The organism is Bacillus sp. UMB0728, from assembly GCF_002858875.1.
In the GTDB taxonomy this organism is placed as follows: Bacteria; Bacillota; Bacilli; order Bacillales; family Cytobacillaceae; genus Bacillus_AB; species Bacillus_AB infantis.
In genome coordinates this window covers 347,293-366,826 of sequence record NZ_PKLA01000003.1, presented here as the reverse complement: position 1 = coordinate 366,826, position 19,534 = coordinate 347,293, and the positions used below count along the sequence as shown (strand labels likewise).

Below are 19,534 nucleotides of genomic sequence, written 5' to 3'. Positions count from 1 at the left end.
GGCGCGCTTATGATAAAATAAAAGCAGTTCTTTATTACTTTAATTAGGTAGCGGAAAGAAGAGTTGGAGGGGCGGTTTATATTATGAAGTGGAAAAAACAATTGCTGGATTTAACACCATACCAGCCAGGCAAATCTATTGAAGACGTAAAAAAACAATATGGGCTTGAAAAGATTGTGAAGCTTGCATCAAATGAGAATCCTTTCGGATGCTCGGAAGAAGCAGCAAAAGCCCTTCAAAAAAGCTCGGGCATTTTTGCAAAATATCCAGATGGATATGCCGGCGAACTGAGAAGCATATTGGCTTCCCATCTTGGAACTGAACCAGGACAGCTTATATTCGGCAATGGTTCGGATGAAGTGATCCAGATCATCTCGCGCGCCCTGCTGGGGCCTGGAAGGAATACAATCATGGCTGCACCGACATTCCCCCAGTATAAGCACAATGCAGTGATTGAAGGTGCTGAAGTGAAGGAGATTCCCCTGCTTGACGGTGCCCATGATCTGGAGGGGATGCTTGAAGCCATTGATGAAAATACATCTGTTGTATGGCTCTGCAGCCCGAATAATCCGACTGGGATCTATATAAATGAGAGCAAGCTTGTTTCATTCCTGGAAAAGGTGCCGGAAGACATACTTGTGGTACTCGACGAGGCCTATTGCGAGTATGCAGTTGCTGATGATTACTACCATGCAGTGAGCCTGCTGGAGAAGTTCAGCAATCTGATTGTGCTCAGGACCTTCTCAAAAATCTACGGTCTTGCCAGCCTCAGGATCGGGTATGGCATCGCCGGGGAGGACGTAGTCAGGGCGCTGGAGCCTGCGAGGGAGCCGTTCAATGTGAATACTTTTGCACAGATGGCTGCTGCGGAAGCGGTTAAGGATCAGAAATATGTGGAAGAATGCCGGAACAGGAACAGAGAAGGGCTGGAACAGTTCTACTCATTCTGCGACCAGGCAGGCCTTAGTTATTATCCGTCCCAGGGCAATTTCATCCTGATTGATTTTAAGCGCGATGCTAATGAAGTTTTTCAATATCTGCTGGAAAAAGGCTATATCGTACGGTCTGGCGCAGGTCTTGGCTGCCCGCAGTCCATAAGGGTCACGATTGGCTCAAAAGAGCAGAATGAAGAAATTATGGAACTGATCGGCCAATTTTTGGAGGAAACAGCAGCGGCCCTATAAGGACCAGCATCCACGTGGGTCAGTCCGGATAAGCAAAAGAGCAGCATGGCAAAGGCGGTGATTTTTTATGGAAGGCCGCGTATTCATTATCGGCCTCGGGCTGATAGGCGGTTCACTGGCTCTCGGCATAAAGCGGCAGCATAAAGAAGCATCCATAGCCGGTTTTGATATTAATGCGGAGCAATGCAGGCTCGCAAGGATGCTGGGAGTGATTGATGAGGCTGAGGATAGCATTGAAGAAGGAGCGGCAAAGGCTGATTTAATCCTGCTGGCCGCGCCTGTGAAGGTAACTGCCGATATACTTGCCAGACTGGGCAGAATGCAGCTGAAAAAAGGCGTCATTATTTCTGATGCAGGAAGTACAAAGGCAGAGGTCGTCAAAAGTGCTGCAGGCCTTAAAGAAAAGGGAATCATATTCATCGGAGGCCATCCTATGGCAGGCTCCCATAAAAGCGGTGTGATCGCAGCGAAGGAAATTTTATTCGAGAACGCATTCTATCTGCTTACTCCAGAGCCACATGTTAAGGAGAAGGACATTATGGCGCTAAAGGAATGGCTTGCAGGGACAAAAGCAAAATTCATCCAGGTGTCACCGGAAGAGCATGATTATCTGACAGGCATCATCAGCCATTTCCCCCATATCATAGCGGCCTCGCTCGTTCACCAGGCTGAAAAGGAAAGCCGCTCCCATGAGCTGGTCCCCCGGCTTGCTGCAGGGGGATTCCGTGATATTACAAGAATCGCCTCAAGCAGCCCCGAAATGTGGAGAGATATCCTTCTTGCTAACAAGGAAGTACTCCTGAAGCTTCTGGGAAGCTGGCAGGCGGAAATGGAGCGGGTGGCAGTGATGCTGGCAAATCAAAGTTCAGAGGATATCCAGCAGTATTTTGCGGGCGCCAAGCAATTCAGGGATGACCTGCCCCAGAAGCAGAAGGGTGCCATTCCTGCGTTCTATGATTTATTCGTTGATGTTCCCGACTATCCCGGGGTCATTTCTGAAATCACCGGCTATCTGGCCAAAGCGGAGATCAGCATAACCAATATCAGAATCCTTGAGACAAGGGAAGAAATATACGGGGTGCTTGTGATCAGTTTTCAGACGGAAGAGGACAGGGACCGGGCGGCAGCATGCATTCATCATTATACCGCCTATGAAACCTCAGCCGGGCCATAATATGCTATCGAAGAAAGGTGATGAAGAATGGAATCAGTTATTTTGAAAACAAATACAGGCAGCCTCAGGGGCGAGATTGATATTCCTGGTGATAAATCTGTTTCCCACCGTTCCATCATGTTTGGAGCTATTGCAGAAGGCAGGACGGAAGTAACCAACTTCCTGATGGGGGAAGATTGCTTAAGCACTGTATCCTGCTTCCGCAAGCTTGGTGTTTCGATCACAAACGAGGGAGACAAAATGATCATCGATGGAAGGGGCTTTGAAGGGCTGAATGAGCCTAATGAAGTCCTGGATGTCGGGAACTCCGGCACTACAATAAGGCTTTTGCTGGGCATTCTTGCAGGTCTCCCGTTCCATGCCGTTTTGGCGGGCGACGAGTCAATTGCCAAGAGGCCGATGACACGTGTTTCTGTTCCCTTATCAGAAATGGGTGCACAAATAAGAGGAAGAAAAGGCGGGGAATTTACCCCTCTTTCCATACAGGGAGGCGAGGTTAAGGGCATCAGGTATGAGTTGCCGGTTGCCAGCGCCCAGGTGAAATCTTCCCTCTTGTTTGCCGGTCTTCAGGCAAGCGGGGAAACCGTCCTTATTGAACCTGCAAAGACGCGCGATCATACTGAGAGGATGATCCGCCAATTCGGCGGAGAGATTGTGTCAGAGGGGACAAAAGTCCGTTTGCAGGGCGGGCAGAAGCTGAAAGCGGCAAAGGTTCATGTTCCCGGGGATATTTCTTCTGCAGCCTTTTTCCTGTCTGCTGGCGCAATCATTCCCGGCAGTGAAATAGTCCTCCGAAATGTCGGCTTGAATCCGACAAGGACAGGCATCCTGGAAGTTCTTCAGCGTATGGGAGCTGACATGACCATTCTTCCGTACAATAATGAGAGTGCAGAACCTGCAGGAGATATCACCATACGATTCTCGCAATTAAAGGGAACCGTCATTGAAGGAGATATCATTCCAAGACTGATCGACGAAATTCCGATTATTGCGCTTCTGGCAACCCAGGCGGAAGGGGAAACGGTCATTAAAGATGCTGAAGAATTGAAAGTCAAGGAAACCAATCGCATAGATACAGTCGTCAACGAGCTGAAAAAGCTTGGAGCGGATATTGAAGCAACAGCTGACGGGATGGTCATCAATGGACGGACTCCGCTGAAAGGCGGGAATGTTTCAAGCCATGGCGACCACAGGATCGGCATGATGCTCGCCATCGGGGCTGCCATCTGCACCGGGGAAGTATCTCTCTCTGGCGCTGAAGCCATTTCAGTTTCCTATCCGGCATTTTTTGAGCATCTGGAGTCACTGATCGGCTAAGGGGAGGAAGTTTCATACATGTGGGGTTCGGGATGGCCGGGCCCTTTTTTTGTGAATAACTCCTTGCTTTTGATGTATTCCACAACCATTTCTGCTCCGTTTCGCTGACTGAGTTTTTCCGCAGTCCAGCTCAACAGAACATTCTTCTCAATAAACCATCTCTGGCTTAAAAACTTTCAAACATAAATCTAAGATTATTTCATAGCTTGTCATAAGACCATTTAAAAGGGTGGTATTATGGCATATATTATTGAGAATGCCAATATTCTCAAGCAGCAGACATTTCAGAAGGCTTCACTGCTGGTGGAAAAAGGGAAAATAACTGGCATCCGGGACTCTTTCCCCCGCTATTCGTTCATGAAAATGAATGCAGAAGATTATATTATGGCGCCTGCTCAGGTCATGTATGATCCTGCACCTCCGCTGGACAGACCCTTTTCAGAGCAGAAAAGCTATTTTATTAACGAAATGCTTATGAAAGGGATGACTTCTTTTTTAACTTTTGCAGAAGTGCAGCAGGAATCCCGGCTGTTTTCCCGAATAAAAACCGTAAAGTCAAGTTTGATCAGCTCTCCGGCCGATTATGTGATTGCTGTCAAAGTTCCTGCCAGGCTCTTGTCACCTTCTTTCATCAGGAAATGCCGGACAGAAAAAATACCGGCCGTCTTTGTGGAAGCTGGAAGCAAAGAAGAGCTGTCGGCGGTTCCCTGGGGATGGATAAGGGAAGCTGTTTTTCCATACAATTGCCCGCTTGTGCCTATTTTCAAAACAGCGGATGAAAAAGAAAAGAAAGCGCTTCAGCATTTTTGGAAGCAGCTGATGCTAAAAGAAAAACTGGCACACATCGGGGAAGAACTGCAGGAAAGAGAGCCGGTCGCCAGAGAGCACCTGGCCATGATGGGCATCTGGCCCCATAAAGGAGACATCAGGCAAGGAGGGGAAGCAAGCTATAATTTATATGTTAAGGATGGCGGAGACAGAAACATTGAAGAATCGGAGCTCTTTCATTATTATAGTCATAGACTTGCCATAACGGCCCACAAAGGAACGATCATCAGGGCAGGCGGATATTTCAGATTCTGTCCGGGCTATGGAGAGCGTGTTATAATAAAGATTCCGGCTTTTTTTACAGTATAACGGACTGGGTCAGCCTGTCAGCCGGGCTGCAGGATTATGATAACAAGCGGGATCGGCCGCGATTTGAACCCAGCCCGTTTTTAAATGATATCTGCAACCATCTTTAGTCATGAAAGGATATAACAATGGACAAAGTTAATAAAATCATATCGCTATTAGAAAATGGACAGCATGAAGAAGCACTGAGGGACTATGCACAGATCCTGGACAAGGGTTCACATGAGGAGAGATTTGTGCTGGCGGAGGAATTGTTCCAGCTGGGATTGCTTGAGGAATCCAAGGCTTTGATTGAAAGGCTGCTGGAATCTTACCCGGATGAAGGCGAACTGCTTGTCCTCCTGGCTGAGCTTCATATTGATCTGGCCAATGAAGAGGAAGCGATGCTGGTTCTCGAGAGGATTTCAGAGAAGGATCCAAGCTATCCGCAGGCACTGCTCCTTTTAGCGGATCTGTACCAGATGGAAGGCTTGTATGAGGTGAGCGAGCAGAAGCTTTTAAAAGCTAAGTCCATTCTGGACGAAGAGGTCATCATTGATTTTGCCCTTGGTGAATTATATTTGGAGCAAGGGAAATTTATAGAAGCAATCAAGTCTTATGAAAAGGTTCTTGAAACGAGCCAGGAAATCGCCGGAACAAATGTGAATCAGAGGATGGCCGAGGCACTCAGTGCCGGCGGGGCATTTGAGGAAGCGATCCCATTCTATGAAAAGGCACTCGAAGCCCGTCTTGAGATCAATACCCTTTTCAGCTACGCATTCACTGCCCTTCAGGCTGGGATCAACAGGACTGCTATTGAAAAGTTCAAAGAAGTGAAGGAGCTTGATCCTGAATACCATTCCCTGTATCTGCATCTCGCACGCGCCTATGAGCGTGAAGAAGAGCTCGAAAACAGCTTTGAGGCTGTCCAGGAAGGAATCAAGCATGATGAGTTCAATAAGGATCTGTTTTTCTATGGCGGAAGGCTTGCTTTAAAGCTTGCACGCGAAAACGAGGCAGAGGACATGCTGCGTATGGCACTCGTGCTGGACCCTGAGTTCACCGAGGCGGCTTTGACACTGAACAAGCTTTTCATCAAGCAGGAACGGTACCGTGATGTCCTTGACATTGTGGATACGATGGAAGCGCAGGAGGAAGAAGAGCCCCAATTCCTTTGGGATGCGGCTTCTGCCCTTCAGGAGCTAGAAGAATATTCCCTGGCATTAAACAAATACCAGCAAGCATATACTTATTTTAAAGAACAGTCAGACTTTCTGTCAGACTATGGATATTTTCTGATGGAGGAAGGAAAATGGGCAGAGGCTGCCGAAATTTTTAAGAAACTGCTTGGGCAGGATCCGAGCAACGAAGAATATCTCGATATCGTCCAGAGGCTTAGCGGCGATCTGATGTAAGAAAAGGCACTAACAAAAATTCAGTTGCAAGCAGAGGAGGGAACAAATGGTGGCGACCCCTGTATCTGTCAGCGAGAAAAAAGATTTTATCCGCTGGTTCTTAAACCATTATCAATTGAAACGGCGCGAATGCGTTTGGATTTTAAATTATTTGATGAGCCATGACCAGCTTATGGAACGGGTGCATTTTGTGGAGCAAGCACAATATTGCCCAAGAGGCCTCGTGATGTCAACTCATTGCGTTGATGAAGTTCCTTTCCGTTTTTACAAAGAGAATGTCATGACAACTGATGCCGAGAAATCATTCCATGATATAAGGCTGAACAGGGAAGAAGATATCTTCATCCAGCTTAATTTCCATGCCTCCAATAAGGCCCATCAGTATGCAGCCGTCCTGGAGGAAAATCCGTTCATGCCGAAGACCCTTCAGGTAAGCGAGAAGGACCGGCTGATCGCAGAACGCTTCCTTTCCGAAAGCCTGGCTAAATTCCAGAGGGAAAAATTGATGCAGATGATTGATGAATCACTGGATAAAGGCGATAAAGAAACATTTAAGCAGCTCACTGAAAAGCTGAAAATGATTATGGTGAAAGCATAAATAGAATAGCTGGACTGGTGAAGGGGCATCCGGGCGGATGCCCCTTCAGCATTGCTTTCGGCAGCAGCAGGAAGTTATGGTAAAATAATGAGGCAAGCTATACGATTTGGAGTGGTGATAATGAAGTGGATTCCGCAGGATATTGAAATGTATTTAAAATCAAAAGAATATGTCGACACAGCTGTCATCCCCCTTTTGCCCGTCACATTCACAGGGGATATGAAGCAGGCTGCCTCAATGGCTGAATTTGTCACATTGCTTTCTTATCAGATGGAAAGGCAGTTCAAAGGAAGGCTTTTGATGCTGCCGGGCTTTTCCTACCTTAAATCTGACACAGCCCATGATGAGCATCTCGAAGAGCTGAAGAAATGGGAGTCCGCTATCCTGGAAAGCGGCTTCAGGCATGTGTTCTATCTGACCTCGGACAGCGGGTGGAAAATGGCTGAAGGGGAGCTTGGGGGATCATTGCTCTGGCTGCCATCCCTGCCGTTGGAGCATATGGACGAAACGTACAGAAACTCTGTTTTGGAGGACCAGGTCAAGCAGCTGCTGAATTTATTTGTACAAAAATGGCAGGCTGGTGAATAATTCCTGAAAAACCGCTTTGAACAGCCGGTTTGCCTACAGATTTTATTGACCTTGCCTAAAGATTGATATATCATTGTTATGTCCTAGTTTTATATTGTGTTGAATTTTGTCCGTTGGACTTGATTTCATGATAGAGGGGGGAAATGTATGAGCAAACATCGTGTTTCAAGACGTCAATTCCTGAACTATACACTTACTGGTGTAGGCGGTTTCATGGCGGCCGGCATGCTGATGCCGATGGTCCGTTTTGCCGTGGATCCTATACTGAAAGCCAGCGAGGGAGGAGACTTCATTCCGACACCGCAAAAAGTAAGCGAAATCACTGCTGAACCTACTCGGGTCGACTTTAAATTCGAACAGCAGGATGCCTGGTATACTTCAGAGGTATCGAACACCGCGTGGGTTTATAAGGATGAAAACGGGGAGATCGTTGCCTTATCTCCTATCTGTAAGCATTTAGGCTGCGTTGTTGACTGGAACAAAGACAAGGCGAATCCAGACCACTTCTACTGCCCATGCCATGGCGGGCTTTATACGAAGGATGGAACAAACGTGCCTGGAACACCTCCTGCTGCACCGCTGGATGTGTATCCTACAAAAGAAAAAGATGGTTTCCTATTATTAGGAAAAGCAGAACCGCGAAAGGGGGCGTAATAAGTGTTAAACAAAATTTATGACTGGGTCGACGAGCGTTTGGATATTACGCCTTTGTGGCGGGATATTGCAGACCATGAAGTACCTGAGCATGTAAACCCTGCCCATCACTTTTCGGCTTTCGTTTACTGCTTTGGCGGATTGACCTTCTTCATCACAGTGATCCAGATTTTATCCGGTATGTTCCTTACAATGTATTATGTGCCGGATATTAAGAATGCCTGGGAATCTGTCTATTATCTGCAAAATCAGGTTGCTTTCGGGCAGATTGTCCGCGGTATGCACCACTGGGGTGCGAGCCTGGTCATCGTAATGATGTTCCTACATACGTTACGTGTTTTCTTCCAAGGGGCCTACAAGAAGCCTCGCGAGCTGAACTGGGTTGTCGGAGTGCTTATTTTCTTCGTTATGCTGGCGCTCGGCCTGACAGGCTATCTTCTTCCTTGGGATATGAAAGCGTTATTTGCAACAAAAGTTACCATTCAAATTGTTGAATCAACACCGTTGATCGGTCAGCAGCTGAAAGCGCTGATGGCTGGAAGCACTGACATAGTCGGAGCCCAGACGATCACACGATTCTTTGCGATCCATGTATTCTTCCTGCCTGGAGCTCTCCTTGGACTGATGGGTGCCCACTTCCTGATGATCCGTAAGCAGGGTATTTCTGGACCGTTGTAAAATTCAACTTCACTACTGCTAACTGAAAAGGAGGGGAATGCTCAATGCATCGTGGAAAAGGTATGAAGTTTGTAGGCGACTCCCGTGTCCCTGTAAACCGTAAACCGAATATTCCGAAAGACTACTCGGAGTACCCTGGCAAAACGGAAGCATTCTGGCCCAACTTCCTATTGAAGGAATGGATGGTCGGCGCCGTTTTCCTGATCGGATATCTATGTTTGACCATCGCTCACCCGTCTCCGCTTGAAAAAATAGCAGATCCGAGCGATACAGCATATATTCCGCTTCCAGACTGGTATTTCTTGTTCTTATACCAACTATTAAAGTACACATATGCTTCAGGCCCATATAACGTCATCGGGGCGTTTATCATTCCCGGACTGGCTTTCGGAGCGCTGATGCTTGCTCCATTCATCGACCGCGGCCCTGAAAGGCGCCCATCTAAGCGCCCTCTCGCAACTGGTTTCATGCTGCTTGCGATTGCCGGCATCTTCTATCTAACTTGGGAATCTGTAGCCAACCACGACTGGGAAGCTGCAGAGCAGCAAGGTAAAATCGTAGCTGAAGCGGAGATTGATAAAGAAGCAGAAGGCTATAAAATTTATGAAGCGCAAGGCTGCATCAGCTGCCACGGCGGTGAATTGGCAGGAGGAGCTGGTGCTCCGGCCCTGATCGATACAGGACTTTCTCCTGAAGAAGTGGCGAAAATCGCTAAAGAAGGTCAAGGTGCCATGCCTGCCGGAATCTTTAAAGGAACTGACGAAGAGCTTCAAAAGCTTTCTGAATTCATTTCAAGCATTGAAAGTAAATAAAAGAAGAGAAGCCGGCGAATTGCCGGCTTCTTTTTTTGTGCAATATAACCAGTAATTTAGATAATAATAGCCTTTTTCCGTTAACCTGCAGTTTAGGGGGTATGCATCTTCCTGAACACTTTTCCTCGGGTATTAACCAAGGGCAATCTCCAAGCCAGCTCCAGCATATTATAGCGGAAAGTTCCCCCTTTAATTTCCTCTATGATAAAATATAGCCATAATGATAGAGAGAAGAGGGTATGGTATGAAGTGGATTTATCCTATTTTGGGGAACCGCTCGGTATTATGGCTGCTGCTTGTGGTCAATATTGCCGGAACGGTGTATGGGTATTACTGGTACGGGTGGCAGCTGAAGGATACGCCCCCGCACTTTCTGGCGTTTGTTCCTGATAGTCCGACGGCCAGCCTGTTTTTTTGTTTTGTCCTTGCTGCCTTCCTGATGCGGAGGAACTGGCCCCTTTTAGAGGCTCTGGCGGCCGTGACGCTTTTTAAATACGGTGTCTGGGCAGTCGTTATGAATCTGCTTGTTTATAAAGTGACAGGCGAACTTGATCCTATTGCGTTGATGCTGATCGGATCCCACGCTGCTATGGCAGTCCAGGGGATCTTATATTCACCCTTTTACCGGATCAAGTGGATTCATTTGCTCATTGCTGCTGTATGGACACTCCATAATGATGTAATCGATTATGTATTCTTCATGCTGCCGCGCTATCCTGTGCTGAACTTATATACACCGGAGATAGGCTATTTTACTTTTTGGCTGAGTATATTCTCCCTTTTCCTTGTGTACTGGTTCTCTATCAGGCCCGGCCGCACAAAGCTGGCGATTGAGTAGGCTTCCATATTGGAAGCCTTTTTTTCTTGGCAGTATCTCATGCTGATTTTTGGATCAGGGGGGGACTTAGTTTTATACTCCTTTCGGCTTGGATGAATATCCGGCTGAATGAGCCCAAAACCAACATTGATGTTAATACAGCTTATCTCTAAAATTGATCCCAGCCGAGCGAACTTTTGGTCTAACCTTGTCCAACCTCTCATACATTTTTAATAGTAATTGCAGGGGGGGACAATATTGAAAGCAAAAATTGCTGTATCCATGTTTTTGATCTATCTTTTAATGCCTTTTTCCATATATGCATATGCAGAGCAGCCTTCCTCTTCGATGGACAAACTTGATCTGCTCTCTGATGAAGCTCTTCAGATGGTCAAAATACAAAAATATGAAGAGGCAAAAAAGATTCTGGATTATTTTTCGGATCAGTTTCTTTCGGGGGATGTACAGGCAAGGCCGTTCAATATGGATGAGCTGAGAATCGTTTCCAATGCGCATGATGAAGCAGTGGAAGCAGCGGCCAGCATCGATATGAACCATAAAGAGCGGATGAACAGGGTAACAAGATTCAGGCTGGTTATTGATGCAATCACCTCCAGCAGGCAGCCTTTGTGGACGGAAATGGAGGATCCGATCATGGATGTGTTCGGGGGGATGAAGGAGGCTGCCCATGCAGGCGACAGTGAGGCTTTCCATTCAAGCCTGAATTCCTTTTTGACCTTATACAGCGTCATTTACCCTGCCCTTAAAGTGGACCTCAAGGCAGACAGGCTTCAGCAGCTGGATACCAGGGTCAATTTCATAGACCATTACAGGCCTCAGGTGGTGAGCCAGACCTCGAGCCAGCAGGAATTGGATGCCCTCGAGGCAGATTTATCCTCGCTTTTTGATGAAATGACTGACGATGAGGCCGATCCTTCGCTTTGGTGGGTCATTATTTCTACAGGAAGCATCATCATCCTTACATTATCTTATGTCGGCTGGAGAAAATATAAGGGAGATCAGGACAAAGAGAAGAGCAGAAAAAGAGAGCTGAAAAATTGACACCATTCACCAGAAAAAATACAATAGATTAAATTACAGCAAAGATGAATGGGAGGAATAACATGGATTTCCTGATATACTTTGCGATCATCATCCTCGTGCCGATCTGGGCGCAATTTAAGGTGAAAGGCACCTATAACAAATATTCCAGGGTACCAGCCTCTTCACATATGAGAGGTGCCGAGGTTGCCAGAAGGATCCTGGATTCCAACGGATTGTACAATGTCAATGTTGAGGAAACGAGGGGGCATCTGACAGACCATTATGATCCCCGTTCAAAAACGGTAAGGCTGTCCTCGCAGAATTTCCATGGCCATTCCGTCGCTGCAGCAGCAATAGCTGCCCATGAGGTCGGCCATGCCATGCAGGATCAGCAGGATTATGCATTCCTCCGGGTCCGACATTCGCTGGTGCCGATCGCGAGCATTGGTTCTAATTTTTCCTGGGTGCTGATCATGGTAGGGATTTTTGCTGAGCTGAGCGGCCTTCTCCTTTTGGGAATCATTTTCATGGCCGTGGCCGTCCTCTTCCAGGTGGTTACCCTCCCGGTCGAGTTCAATGCTTCAAACAGAGCAATGGATCAGGTCGTCTCACTTGGTGTTATCCGCAATGATGAGGAAAGGGAAACGAAGAAAGTCCTTAACGCTGCTGCCCTGACCTATGTAGCTGCCGCAGCTGTTGCGGTTCTGGAGCTATTGCGCCTGATCATGATCTTCACAGGCATGCAGAGGCAGGATTAAGAAATGAAGAAACCAGCCATTTGGGCTGGTTTTCTTTATTTCTTATAGTGAACAAGCGCCATTTGCATTTCTAGTGCTCAATCGGCTTCTTATTTTCATCCAGGGTGAATCCTTCGCCGAGCACATCGTGAACGACACTGACTGTGACAAAGGCATGCGGATCGACGGAGGTGATGACGCTTTTCAGCCGCACGATTTCATTTTTGCCGACTACGCAGTAAAGGACTTCCCGATCCTGTTTGGTGAAGGAGCCGTGCCCTTTCAGCACCGTCACCCCGCGGTCCATTTCCTTCAGAATCCTGCCGGCGATGGCTTCGTTCTGGTCGGAAATGATCATCGCACCTCTTGCGGCGTAGGCGCCTTCCTGCATAAAATCGATCACCCGGGCACCTACGAACACGGCAACAAGGGTGTACATGGCTTCCTGGTAGGTCAGATAGAAAATGAGCGATAATGTAATGACACAGGCATCGAAAAGGAACATTGTTTTTCCCATGCTCCAGCCGATATATTTATGGGCCAGCCTCGCTATGATATCGACTCCGCCGGTTGTTCCGCCGAAACGGAAAATGATGCCGAGGCCAATGCCGATGAAAACACCTGCAAAAAGAGCTGCAAGAGTAAGGTCTTCCTTCAGCGGCATGTCAATCTGATAGCGCTGAAAAATCCACAGGAACAGGGAAACACTGAAGGTGCCGATCATGGTGTAATAAAAGGAATTCCTGCCGAGCAATTTCCAGCCTATAAAGAATAATGGTATATTTAACAATAAGTTCGTATAGGAGGGATCCCATTTAAATAGGAAAAAAAGGAGCAGGGTGATGCCGGTGAAACCGCCTTCGGCCAAGTTATTCTGCATATTGAAATGAACAATTCCAAAAGAAAAGATTGCTGAACCGAGCAGGATGAACAATATATTCTTGAATTTTAATCCGTTTTGCACGTTTTTTCCCTCTTTTCCTGTTTTTATCACCATAAGATTATATAAAATAAAAGATGACAGAGCAATAATGAGCCGGACAGAATAGCAGCTGCCGGGCGGTTAAAAATATTTGTAAAAAGCTGTTCCGTTAGGCTAACATGATATAGAAAAAGCATCTATTCTCTATAAGATAAGCCTAATTTGCTGCTTTATGCAAAAGGCTCAGGAAGGCGGAAGTTGAGGTGGCTAATCGAGATGGAATCCAATCATAAAACGATGAAAGACCTCCAGGCTGAGGTTGATCAATACATAAGCCAATTTAAAGAAGGATATTTCAGCCCTCTTGCCATGCTGGCACGGATGACGGAAGAGCTGGGTGAACTGTCCAGGGAAGTAAATCACCATTACGGGGAAAAGCCAAAGAAATCGACCGAAGAAGAGAATACCATTGAAAATGAGCTGGGGGATATGCTTTTTGTGCTTATCTGCTTTGCCAACTCACTGAATATTGACTTGCAGGAAGCCCATGACAGGGTAATGGATAAATTTAATACGCGGGATAAAGACCGCTGGACAAGAATTGAAGAGTAGGAGAGATTCTGATGGATAAGATAAAGATTGTTATTGCGGGGCCGCGCGGCCGAATGGGCAGGGAAGCGGTTCAGCTTGTGCTGAATACCGGCCATTTTGCCCTTCAGGCGGTTGTAGACCATAAATTCGAAGGGAAAATGCTCAGCGACCTTGATGGATTTACAGGGGCAGATGTGCCGATATATACAGACCTGGCCAATTGTCTTGAGCAGACAGAAGCTGATGTTCTGATCGATCTTACGACACCGGAGGCAGGCATGCATCATGCACGGACTGCCCTTTCATATGGAGTAAGGCCGGTAGTCGGGACAACCGGCTTTAGCAAAGAGGACCTGAAAGAGCTGGAAGTAACATGCCGGGAAAAAGAATTGGGATGCATCATCGCCCCAAACTTCGCCCTTGGTGCTGTCCTTATGATGAAGTTTTCACAGATGGCAGCCCGCTATTTCAGTGATGTGGAGATCATCGAGCTGCATCATGACCAGAAGCTTGATGCTCCGTCAGGCACAGCTGTGAAAACAGCAGAAATGATGGCTGAAGCAAGAGAAGCCAAAGAGCAGGGGCATCCAGACGAAAAAGAAACTCTGGCAGGGGCCAGGGGTGCTGACTACGAAGGGATGCGCATCCATTCAGTCCGCCTTCCCGGCCTGATTGCCCATCAGCAGGTGATGTTCGGCTCAGATGGCCAGACTCTGTCAATCCGGCATGACTCTTATAACCGGGCCTCATTCATGTCCGGTGTGAAGCTGGCTGTAGAGACAGTAATGAAAGCAGACCTGTTTGTCTACGGACTTGAAAATATTATGGAATAAAGGGAGGGGAAATGATGAACATCGCTTTGATAGCCCACGATAAAAAGAAAGACGACATCATCCGCTTTGCAACAGCCTATAAAGATATTCTGGCGGGACACTCCCTTTTTGCGACAGGGACGACCGGCTCAAGGATCATGGAATCAACAGGCCTTACAATCACCCGCTTTCAATCAGGACCGCTCGGCGGGGACCAGGAAATCGGGGCACTGATTGCCAATAAGAAAATGGACCTCGTCTTCTTTTTCAGGGATCCGCTGACTGTGCAGCCGCATGAGCCGGATGTATCCGCTTTGGTCCGCCTGTGCGATGTATATTCAATTCCGCTGGCCACCAATATGGGCACTGCTGAGCTGCTTGTAAAGGGCCTGGAAAGAGGCGACCTCGACTGGAGGAAAATAGTGAAGAGCGAAGACGGTGAGGTTCTATGATAGGAGAAAAATTGGATATCCTGGCCTTTGGCGCCCATTCCGATGATGTTGAAATCGGGATGGGAGGTACGCTTGCCAAGTATGCAGCTGAAGGAAAAAAGATTGGCATCTGCGACCTTACTGGTGCGGAGCTTTCCTCCAACGGAACTGTAGAAACAAGGAAAAAAGAGGCAGAGAGGGCAGCAGGTATCCTGGGTGTTTCAGTCAGGGAAAACCTTGGACTGCCTGACCGGGGGCTGCTGCTGAATGAACAGGCTATTACCGCTGTCGCGAGGATGATCAGGACATACAGGCCATCAGTCATCTTTGCGCCATATTTTGAAGACAGGCATCCGGATCACGGCAACTGTGCAAAAATTGTAGAAGAAGCCGCATTTTCAGCAGGCATCCGCAGGGCGGACCCTGAAAGCGGATTAGCCCCGCACAAAGTAAACGGGCTTCATTTCTATATGATCAACGGCTTCCATCAGCCTGATTTTATCATTGATGTGTCAGATTATATGGACAAAAAGCTTGCGGGCCTGAGGGCGTATGAGAGCCAGTTTGTCAGGACGGAGGATTCAGCAGACACTCCGCTTGTAAATGGCTATATCGAAAATGTAGAAGCAAGGGAAAGGCTTTATGGGAGAGAAGCGGGAGTCAAATACGCTGAAGGCTTCATGTCTAAAAAGCCGGTACTAATACATAAAGATTTATTGGGTGGAGAAGCATGACAAGAAAACTAAAAATCGGGATCACCTGTTATCCGACAGTCGGTGGATCAGGGGTCGTCGCTACAGAGCTTGGAAAGCTCCTCGCCGAAAGAGGGCACGAAATACATTTTATTTCTTCCAGCCTCCCTTTCAGGCTGAATCGGATGTATCATAATATATTTTATCACCAGGTGGAAGTGAGCCAGTATTCTGTTTTCCAGTATCCGCCTTATGATATTGCCCTCGCCAGCAAAATGGCTGAGGTGATTAACAGAGAAAAGCTTGATCTCATGCATGTACACTATGCTGTTCCCCATGCCGTATGTGCAATCCTTGCCAAGCAGATGAGCGGGCGCGATGTGAAGATTGCCACTACCCTTCATGGAACAGATATCACCGTCCTTGGTTATGAGCCGTCATTGAAAGACAGCATCCGCTTTGGAATCGAGAAGTCTGACAGGGTGACAGCTGTTTCCAAATCTCTTATATCACAAACAAATGAATTGATACACCCTGAAAAAGAAATTCAGGCGGTCTATAATTTCATAGACCATAGAGTATATCAGAAAACTGGCTCTGATCATCTGAAAAAAGAATATGGGATCGCCGAGGATGAAAAAACGGTCATCCATGTTTCCAATTTCCGTGCGGTCAAAAGGGTGCAGGATGTTGTAAAGGTGTTTGCCAGGATAGAGTCGGAGATGCCTGCAAAGCTTCTCCTCGTCGGCGACGGCCCGGAAATGTCCAATGTATGCAAGCTGGTCAAAGAGCTCGGGCTGAAGGAGAAGGTACTGTTTCTGGGGAAGCAGGATAAAGTGGAAGAGCTTTATTCCATCAGCGACCTGATGCTCCTCCTTTCTGAAAAAGAAAGCTTTGGCCTGGTGGCGCTTGAGGCCATGGCGTGCGGTGTTCCCTGCATAGGGACCAATATCGGCGGGATTCCGGAAGTGATTTCTGACGGCGAGACAGGATATATCTGCAAGCTTGGGGATATAGGGAGCATGGCGGAAAAAGCGGCAGGCCTGCTGGCTGATGCTGATAAGCACACAAGCTTCTCACATCGTGCAGTACAGACTGCGAGAGAAAAGTTCAGCGCCGAACAAATAGTCAGCGAGTATGAGAGGCTTTATTTTGATATGTTAAATGAGGGATAATATGAATCCGGTTTTTTTAAAAGCGGCACCTGTATTGGAAAAGATCGAAACTGCCGGGTATGAGGCTTACTTTGTAGGCGGATCTGTCAGGGATTATCTGCTCGGCAAGGATATTTCCGACGTGGACATAGCCACTTCGGCCACCCCGATGGAAATCAAAGGCATTTTTCCCAGAACAGCGGATGTCGGTATAGAGCATGGTACGGTCATAGTTCTTTATGATGGGGATAGCTATGAAGTCACCACTTTCCGGTCTGAGTCGGATTATGAAGATTTCCGCAGGCCGTCTAAAGTGGACTTTATCCGTTCCCTCGATGAGGATCTTAAACGCAGGGACTTCAGAATGAACAGCATGGCGATGTCAAAGGACGGCCGCATCATTGATCCTTTCGGGGGACAGGAGGATATCCGCAGCAAAAGGATTGCCACCGTTGGAAATCCGCTGGAGCGATTTTACGAAGATGCTTTAAGGATGATGAGAGCCGTGCGTTTTGCCAGCCAGCTTTCATTCCAAATAGATGGAGAGACTTATGAGGCGCTGGTTTCTGAAGCTTATCTTCTTGAGAAGATTGCGGTTGAAAGAAAGCTGGCAGAATTTGAAAAGCTGCTTGCGGGCGAAAACAGCTTTATGGCGCTGAAAATAATGGCAGACACTGGCCTCTCACAGCATCTCCCAGGCCTGGCAGGGAAAAAGCAGGAGTTGATATCATTTGCCGGAAGGCTGGGAAGCGGGCTTTTATCCGAGGAAAGATGGGCTCTGCTGTCAGCAGGTCTTGGCCATGACTTTAAGACCGCGGAATCCTTTTTGAGAAGCTGGAAAATGCCTGTCAAAAAGATTAGGCAAATTGGCAAAATCCTTTATTGGCTTCAATACCGCTCAGTACAGAACTGGACACTTGAATCGGTTTATAAGGCGGGGGCAGAGGCTGCCCGGAATGCAGAGAGAGTTCTGGCGGCCACCGGGGATGACAGTGCGGATGAGGAAGTTCCTGTCCGTTTATATGCTTCACTTCCGATACGGAGTACAAAGGAGCTGGATGTTACCGGGAATGACTTGATCCAATGGTTCAATAAGCCGGGCGGACCCTGGGTGAAGGAATTGCTGGGCCAGGTTGAAAACAGCATTATCTCCGGTCATCTGGCAAATAAAAAAGAGGAAATAAGGGGGTGGCTGGAGTGCAATCAGAGCTGAGGAAAAAATTGCTTGCCGCCTTTACGGAGAGCAATGGGGAATATTTGTCCGGCCAATATCTGGCAGACCTGATCGGCTGCTCCAGGACGGCCGTCTGGAAGCATATCGAAGAGTTGAGGCGCGATGGATTTGAGCTTGAAGCCGTAAGAAGGAAAGGCTACCGGATTGTGAAGACAACAGAGAAGGTGACTGCCGATGAAATCCGCCTTGGTCTGAAAACCAGCTTGCTCGGTACCGAAATCCATTATGAAGAAAGTGTGGATTCGACACAGAAAATCGCCCACAGGCTCGCCTATGATGACGCACCCGAGGGCACGATCGTAGTGGCGGAAGAACAGCTTAACGGCAGGGGAAGGATGGACAGGAAATGGCATTCCCCGAAATATACAGGAATATGGATGAGTGTCATCCTCCGGCCGGAAATCCCGCTCCCGCGAGCTCCGCAGCTGACTCTACTTGCAGCAGTTGCCGTCGTCCAGTCCATTGAGGAATGCACGGCCCTTTCCCCGCAGATCAAATGGCCCAATGATATTCTCATTGGAGGCAAGAAGGTCACTGGCATCCTGACAGAATTGCAGGCGGAAGCCGACCGCATTTTTTCGATCATTATCGGGATCGGCATCAATGTGAACCAGCAGCTTGAGGATTATCCGGAGGAGCTGAGGGGCACAGCCACTTCCCTGGCGATAGAAAAGGGCGGGAACCTCTCGAGGGCAGAGCTGGTCAGGGTTGTCCTGCAGAAATTGGAGAATTTGTACAAGCTTTATATGGAAAAAGGCTTCTACCCGATCCGCCTCCTTTGGGAAAGCTATGCTGTCAGCATTGGGAAGCAGATCACTGCCAGGACGATATCAGGCAGCATCAGCGGGAAAGCACTGGGCATCACCGAGGAAGGCGTGCTGAGAATAGAAGATGAGGCAGGAGAGATACACCATGTCTACTCTGCTGATATTGAACTGGACTCATGATTTTATTAGCCAATATTTTTTATTTTTGATATAATTCAACTGGGCAGTATCATAATGAACTGCACCTTTCTATCTTTTTATATTGAATAGTTTCTGCCTAGATCCAGCATATGGACCGGGACAGAGGGATGAAACGAATAATGAAGCCAAGACGCGACGGGATCCTTCTGCATTTTTTGAAGGATCCTTTTTTATATCCGGCTTTTTGTTCACTTGTTTTGTCTCCTCTGAGTCTTAAGGCAGGTCTTTTCAGGCCTGTACTTGCGAATGGGAGGAAGAAGGATGAAGCAAACTACAGATTTTTCAAAGATGAAGGAAAAGAATGAAAAAATCGCGATGCTGACTGCCTATGATTATCCGGCAGCCAGGCAGGCAGAAAAAGCCGGAATCGATATGATCCTTGTCGGAGATTCGCTTGGCATGACCGTATTGGGATATGAATCGACCATCCCGGTGACGATGGAAGATATGATTCACCATGGGAAAGCGGTAAAAAGAGGGGCGGCCAATACTTTTATTGTCATTGATATGCCCTTTATGAGCTATCATCTCCCTGAACGTGATACCCTCCTGAATGCAGCCAGGCTGATTCAGGAAACAGGAGCGATGGCAGTGAAGCT

The 19,534-nt window shown here is 47.5% G+C and carries 22 protein-coding genes; 21 read left to right on the top strand and 1 reads right to left on the bottom strand.

The annotated features are described in order from the left end of the window. The first annotated feature begins 83 nt into the window (after positions 1-83). From hisC to CYJ37_RS12795, 13 genes are all read left to right on the top strand, one after another. Positions 84-1,184, top strand: coding sequence for a histidinol-phosphate transaminase (gene hisC, locus CYJ37_RS12855; protein ID WP_009794851.1), 1,101 nt, complete (start codon positions 84-86; stop codon positions 1,182-1,184). Positions 1,185-1,251: 67 nt separating this feature from the next. Beyond that, the gene (locus CYJ37_RS12850) at positions 1,252-2,358 is read left to right on the top strand and encodes a prephenate dehydrogenase (RefSeq protein WP_101550185.1); all 1,107 of its coding nucleotides are present in this window, start codon (positions 1,252-1,254) and stop codon (positions 2,356-2,358) included. A 27-nt stretch (positions 2,359-2,385) separates the two neighbouring features. Further along, positions 2,386-3,675, top strand: a complete 1,290-nt coding sequence (gene aroA, locus CYJ37_RS12845) for a 3-phosphoshikimate 1-carboxyvinyltransferase (RefSeq protein ID WP_101550181.1) — start codon at positions 2,386-2,388, stop codon at positions 3,673-3,675. A gap of 237 nt (positions 3,676-3,912) precedes the next feature. Continuing rightward, complete coding sequence (locus CYJ37_RS12840) at positions 3,913-4,812, top strand: hypothetical protein (RefSeq protein WP_101550180.1); 900 nt, start codon at positions 3,913-3,915, stop codon at positions 4,810-4,812. Between the two features lie 125 nt (positions 4,813-4,937). Further along, positions 4,938-6,203 (top strand): tetratricopeptide repeat protein, encoded by a 1,266-nt coding sequence (locus CYJ37_RS12835; RefSeq protein WP_022544137.1) that lies wholly within the window; start codon positions 4,938-4,940, stop codon positions 6,201-6,203. 49 nt (positions 6,204-6,252) lie between these two features. Beyond that, positions 6,253-6,801, top strand: coding sequence for a ReoY family proteolytic degradation factor (locus CYJ37_RS12830; protein ID WP_035401136.1), 549 nt, complete (start codon positions 6,253-6,255; stop codon positions 6,799-6,801). A gap of 120 nt (positions 6,802-6,921) precedes the next feature. Then, positions 6,922-7,389 carry a YpiF family protein gene (locus CYJ37_RS12825; protein ID WP_009791282.1) on the top strand — a complete coding sequence of 156 codons (468 nt, stop codon included), beginning with the start codon at positions 6,922-6,924 and terminating at the stop codon, positions 7,387-7,389. A gap of 147 nt (positions 7,390-7,536) precedes the next feature. Further along, a complete protein-coding gene (locus CYJ37_RS12820; RefSeq protein WP_022544136.1) occupies positions 7,537-8,043 on the top strand; it encodes a ubiquinol-cytochrome c reductase iron-sulfur subunit in 507 nt (168 codons plus the stop codon). Positions 8,044-8,046: 3 nt separating this feature from the next. Further along, complete coding sequence (gene qcrB, locus CYJ37_RS12815; protein ID WP_009791280.1) at positions 8,047-8,721, top strand: menaquinol-cytochrome c reductase cytochrome b subunit; 675 nt, start codon at positions 8,047-8,049, stop codon at positions 8,719-8,721. Between the two features lie 44 nt (positions 8,722-8,765). Beyond that, the gene (locus tag CYJ37_RS12810) at positions 8,766-9,533 is read left to right on the top strand and encodes a menaquinol-cytochrome c reductase cytochrome b/c subunit (RefSeq protein ID WP_009791279.1); all 768 of its coding nucleotides are present in this window, start codon (positions 8,766-8,768) and stop codon (positions 9,531-9,533) included. A 244-nt stretch (positions 9,534-9,777) separates the two neighbouring features. Beyond that, positions 9,778-10,371: a DUF1405 domain-containing protein gene (locus CYJ37_RS12805; RefSeq protein WP_009791278.1), complete on the top strand. Its 594-nt coding sequence runs from the start codon at positions 9,778-9,780 to the stop codon at positions 10,369-10,371. A 237-nt stretch (positions 10,372-10,608) separates the two neighbouring features. Continuing rightward, complete coding sequence (gene ypjB / locus CYJ37_RS12800) at positions 10,609-11,412, top strand: sporulation protein YpjB (protein ID WP_022544135.1); 804 nt, start codon at positions 10,609-10,611, stop codon at positions 11,410-11,412. Between the two features lie 62 nt (positions 11,413-11,474). Continuing rightward, entirely contained in the window at positions 11,475-12,152 is a 678-nt protein-coding gene (locus CYJ37_RS12795; RefSeq protein ID WP_094767156.1) for a zinc metallopeptidase, read from the top strand. 70 nt (positions 12,153-12,222) lie between these two features. Here the strand turns inward: CYJ37_RS12795 and CYJ37_RS12790 are convergent, their stop codons facing one another. After that, entirely contained in the window at positions 12,223-13,128 is a 906-nt protein-coding gene (locus CYJ37_RS12790) for a YitT family protein (protein WP_009791274.1), read from the bottom strand. Positions 13,129-13,329: 201 nt separating this feature from the next. Here CYJ37_RS12790 and CYJ37_RS12785 point away from each other — a divergent pair, with 201 nt between their 5' ends. The 8 genes from CYJ37_RS12785 to CYJ37_RS12745 all read left to right on the top strand — a co-directional run. Then, the gene (locus CYJ37_RS12785) at positions 13,330-13,665 is read left to right on the top strand and encodes a nucleotide pyrophosphohydrolase (protein WP_022544132.1); all 336 of its coding nucleotides are present in this window, start codon (positions 13,330-13,332) and stop codon (positions 13,663-13,665) included. Between the two features lie 11 nt (positions 13,666-13,676). After that, the gene (dapB, locus tag CYJ37_RS12780) at positions 13,677-14,477 is read left to right on the top strand and encodes a 4-hydroxy-tetrahydrodipicolinate reductase (RefSeq protein WP_101550178.1); all 801 of its coding nucleotides are present in this window, start codon (positions 13,677-13,679) and stop codon (positions 14,475-14,477) included. Positions 14,478-14,491: 14 nt separating this feature from the next. Further along, a complete protein-coding gene (gene mgsA, locus CYJ37_RS12775; protein ID WP_022544131.1) occupies positions 14,492-14,908 on the top strand; it encodes a methylglyoxal synthase in 417 nt (138 codons plus the stop codon). Continuing rightward, the gene (gene bshB1 / locus CYJ37_RS12770; protein WP_101550176.1) at positions 14,905-15,621 is read left to right on the top strand and encodes a bacillithiol biosynthesis deacetylase BshB1; all 717 of its coding nucleotides are present in this window, start codon (positions 14,905-14,907) and stop codon (positions 15,619-15,621) included. The genes mgsA and bshB1 overlap by 4 nt, the downstream gene beginning before the upstream one ends. Continuing rightward, positions 15,618-16,754 (top strand): N-acetyl-alpha-D-glucosaminyl L-malate synthase BshA, encoded by a 1,137-nt coding sequence (bshA, locus tag CYJ37_RS12765; protein WP_094767159.1) that lies wholly within the window; start codon positions 15,618-15,620, stop codon positions 16,752-16,754. Before bshB1 ends, bshA begins: the two co-directional genes overlap by 4 nt. A 1-nt stretch (position 16,755) precedes the next feature. Next, positions 16,756-17,946 (top strand): CCA tRNA nucleotidyltransferase, encoded by a 1,191-nt coding sequence (locus CYJ37_RS12760; protein WP_101550174.1) that lies wholly within the window; start codon positions 16,756-16,758, stop codon positions 17,944-17,946. Next, on the top strand, positions 17,931-18,914 hold the full coding sequence (locus tag CYJ37_RS12755) for a biotin--[acetyl-CoA-carboxylase] ligase (protein ID WP_009791267.1): 984 nt from the start codon (positions 17,931-17,933) through the stop codon (positions 18,912-18,914). The genes CYJ37_RS12760 and CYJ37_RS12755 overlap by 16 nt, the downstream gene beginning before the upstream one ends. A gap of 282 nt (positions 18,915-19,196) precedes the next feature. Continuing rightward, positions 19,197-19,534, top strand: a 338-nt coding sequence (locus CYJ37_RS12745) for a 3-methyl-2-oxobutanoate hydroxymethyltransferase (RefSeq protein ID WP_180827366.1), incomplete at its 3' end; no start/stop codon positions are given.

Coding starts and splice junctions, on each gene's coding strand:
- hisC (WP_009794851.1), top strand. CDS start 84: ATGAAGTGGAAAAAACAATTGCTGGATTTAACACCATACCAGCCAGGC.
- CYJ37_RS12825 (WP_009791282.1), top strand. CDS start 6,922: ATGAAGTGGATTCCGCAGGATATTGAAATGTATTTAAAATCAAAAGAA.
- bshB1 (WP_101550176.1), top strand. CDS start 14,905: ATGATAGGAGAAAAATTGGATATCCTGGCCTTTGGCGCCCATTCCGAT.
- CYJ37_RS12820 (WP_022544136.1), top strand. CDS start 7,537: ATGAGCAAACATCGTGTTTCAAGACGTCAATTCCTGAACTATACACTT.
- CYJ37_RS12785 (WP_022544132.1), top strand. CDS start 13,330: ATGGAATCCAATCATAAAACGATGAAAGACCTCCAGGCTGAGGTTGAT.
- CYJ37_RS12805 (WP_009791278.1), top strand. CDS start 9,778: ATGAAGTGGATTTATCCTATTTTGGGGAACCGCTCGGTATTATGGCTG.
- bshA (WP_094767159.1), top strand. CDS start 15,618: ATGACAAGAAAACTAAAAATCGGGATCACCTGTTATCCGACAGTCGGT.
- aroA (WP_101550181.1), top strand. CDS start 2,386: ATGGAATCAGTTATTTTGAAAACAAATACAGGCAGCCTCAGGGGCGAG.
- CYJ37_RS12840 (WP_101550180.1), top strand. CDS start 3,913: ATGGCATATATTATTGAGAATGCCAATATTCTCAAGCAGCAGACATTT.
- CYJ37_RS12795 (WP_094767156.1), top strand. CDS start 11,475: ATGGATTTCCTGATATACTTTGCGATCATCATCCTCGTGCCGATCTGG.
- CYJ37_RS12790 (WP_009791274.1), bottom strand. CDS start 13,128: ATGGTGATAAAAACAGGAAAAGAGGGAAAAAACGTGCAAAACGGATTA.
- CYJ37_RS12850 (WP_101550185.1), top strand. CDS start 1,252: ATGGAAGGCCGCGTATTCATTATCGGCCTCGGGCTGATAGGCGGTTCA.
- CYJ37_RS12760 (WP_101550174.1), top strand. CDS start 16,756: ATGAATCCGGTTTTTTTAAAAGCGGCACCTGTATTGGAAAAGATCGAA.
- mgsA (WP_022544131.1), top strand. CDS start 14,492: ATGAACATCGCTTTGATAGCCCACGATAAAAAGAAAGACGACATCATC.
- CYJ37_RS12835 (WP_022544137.1), top strand. CDS start 4,938: ATGGACAAAGTTAATAAAATCATATCGCTATTAGAAAATGGACAGCAT.
- dapB (WP_101550178.1), top strand. CDS start 13,677: ATGGATAAGATAAAGATTGTTATTGCGGGGCCGCGCGGCCGAATGGGC.
- CYJ37_RS12810 (WP_009791279.1), top strand. CDS start 8,766: ATGCATCGTGGAAAAGGTATGAAGTTTGTAGGCGACTCCCGTGTCCCT.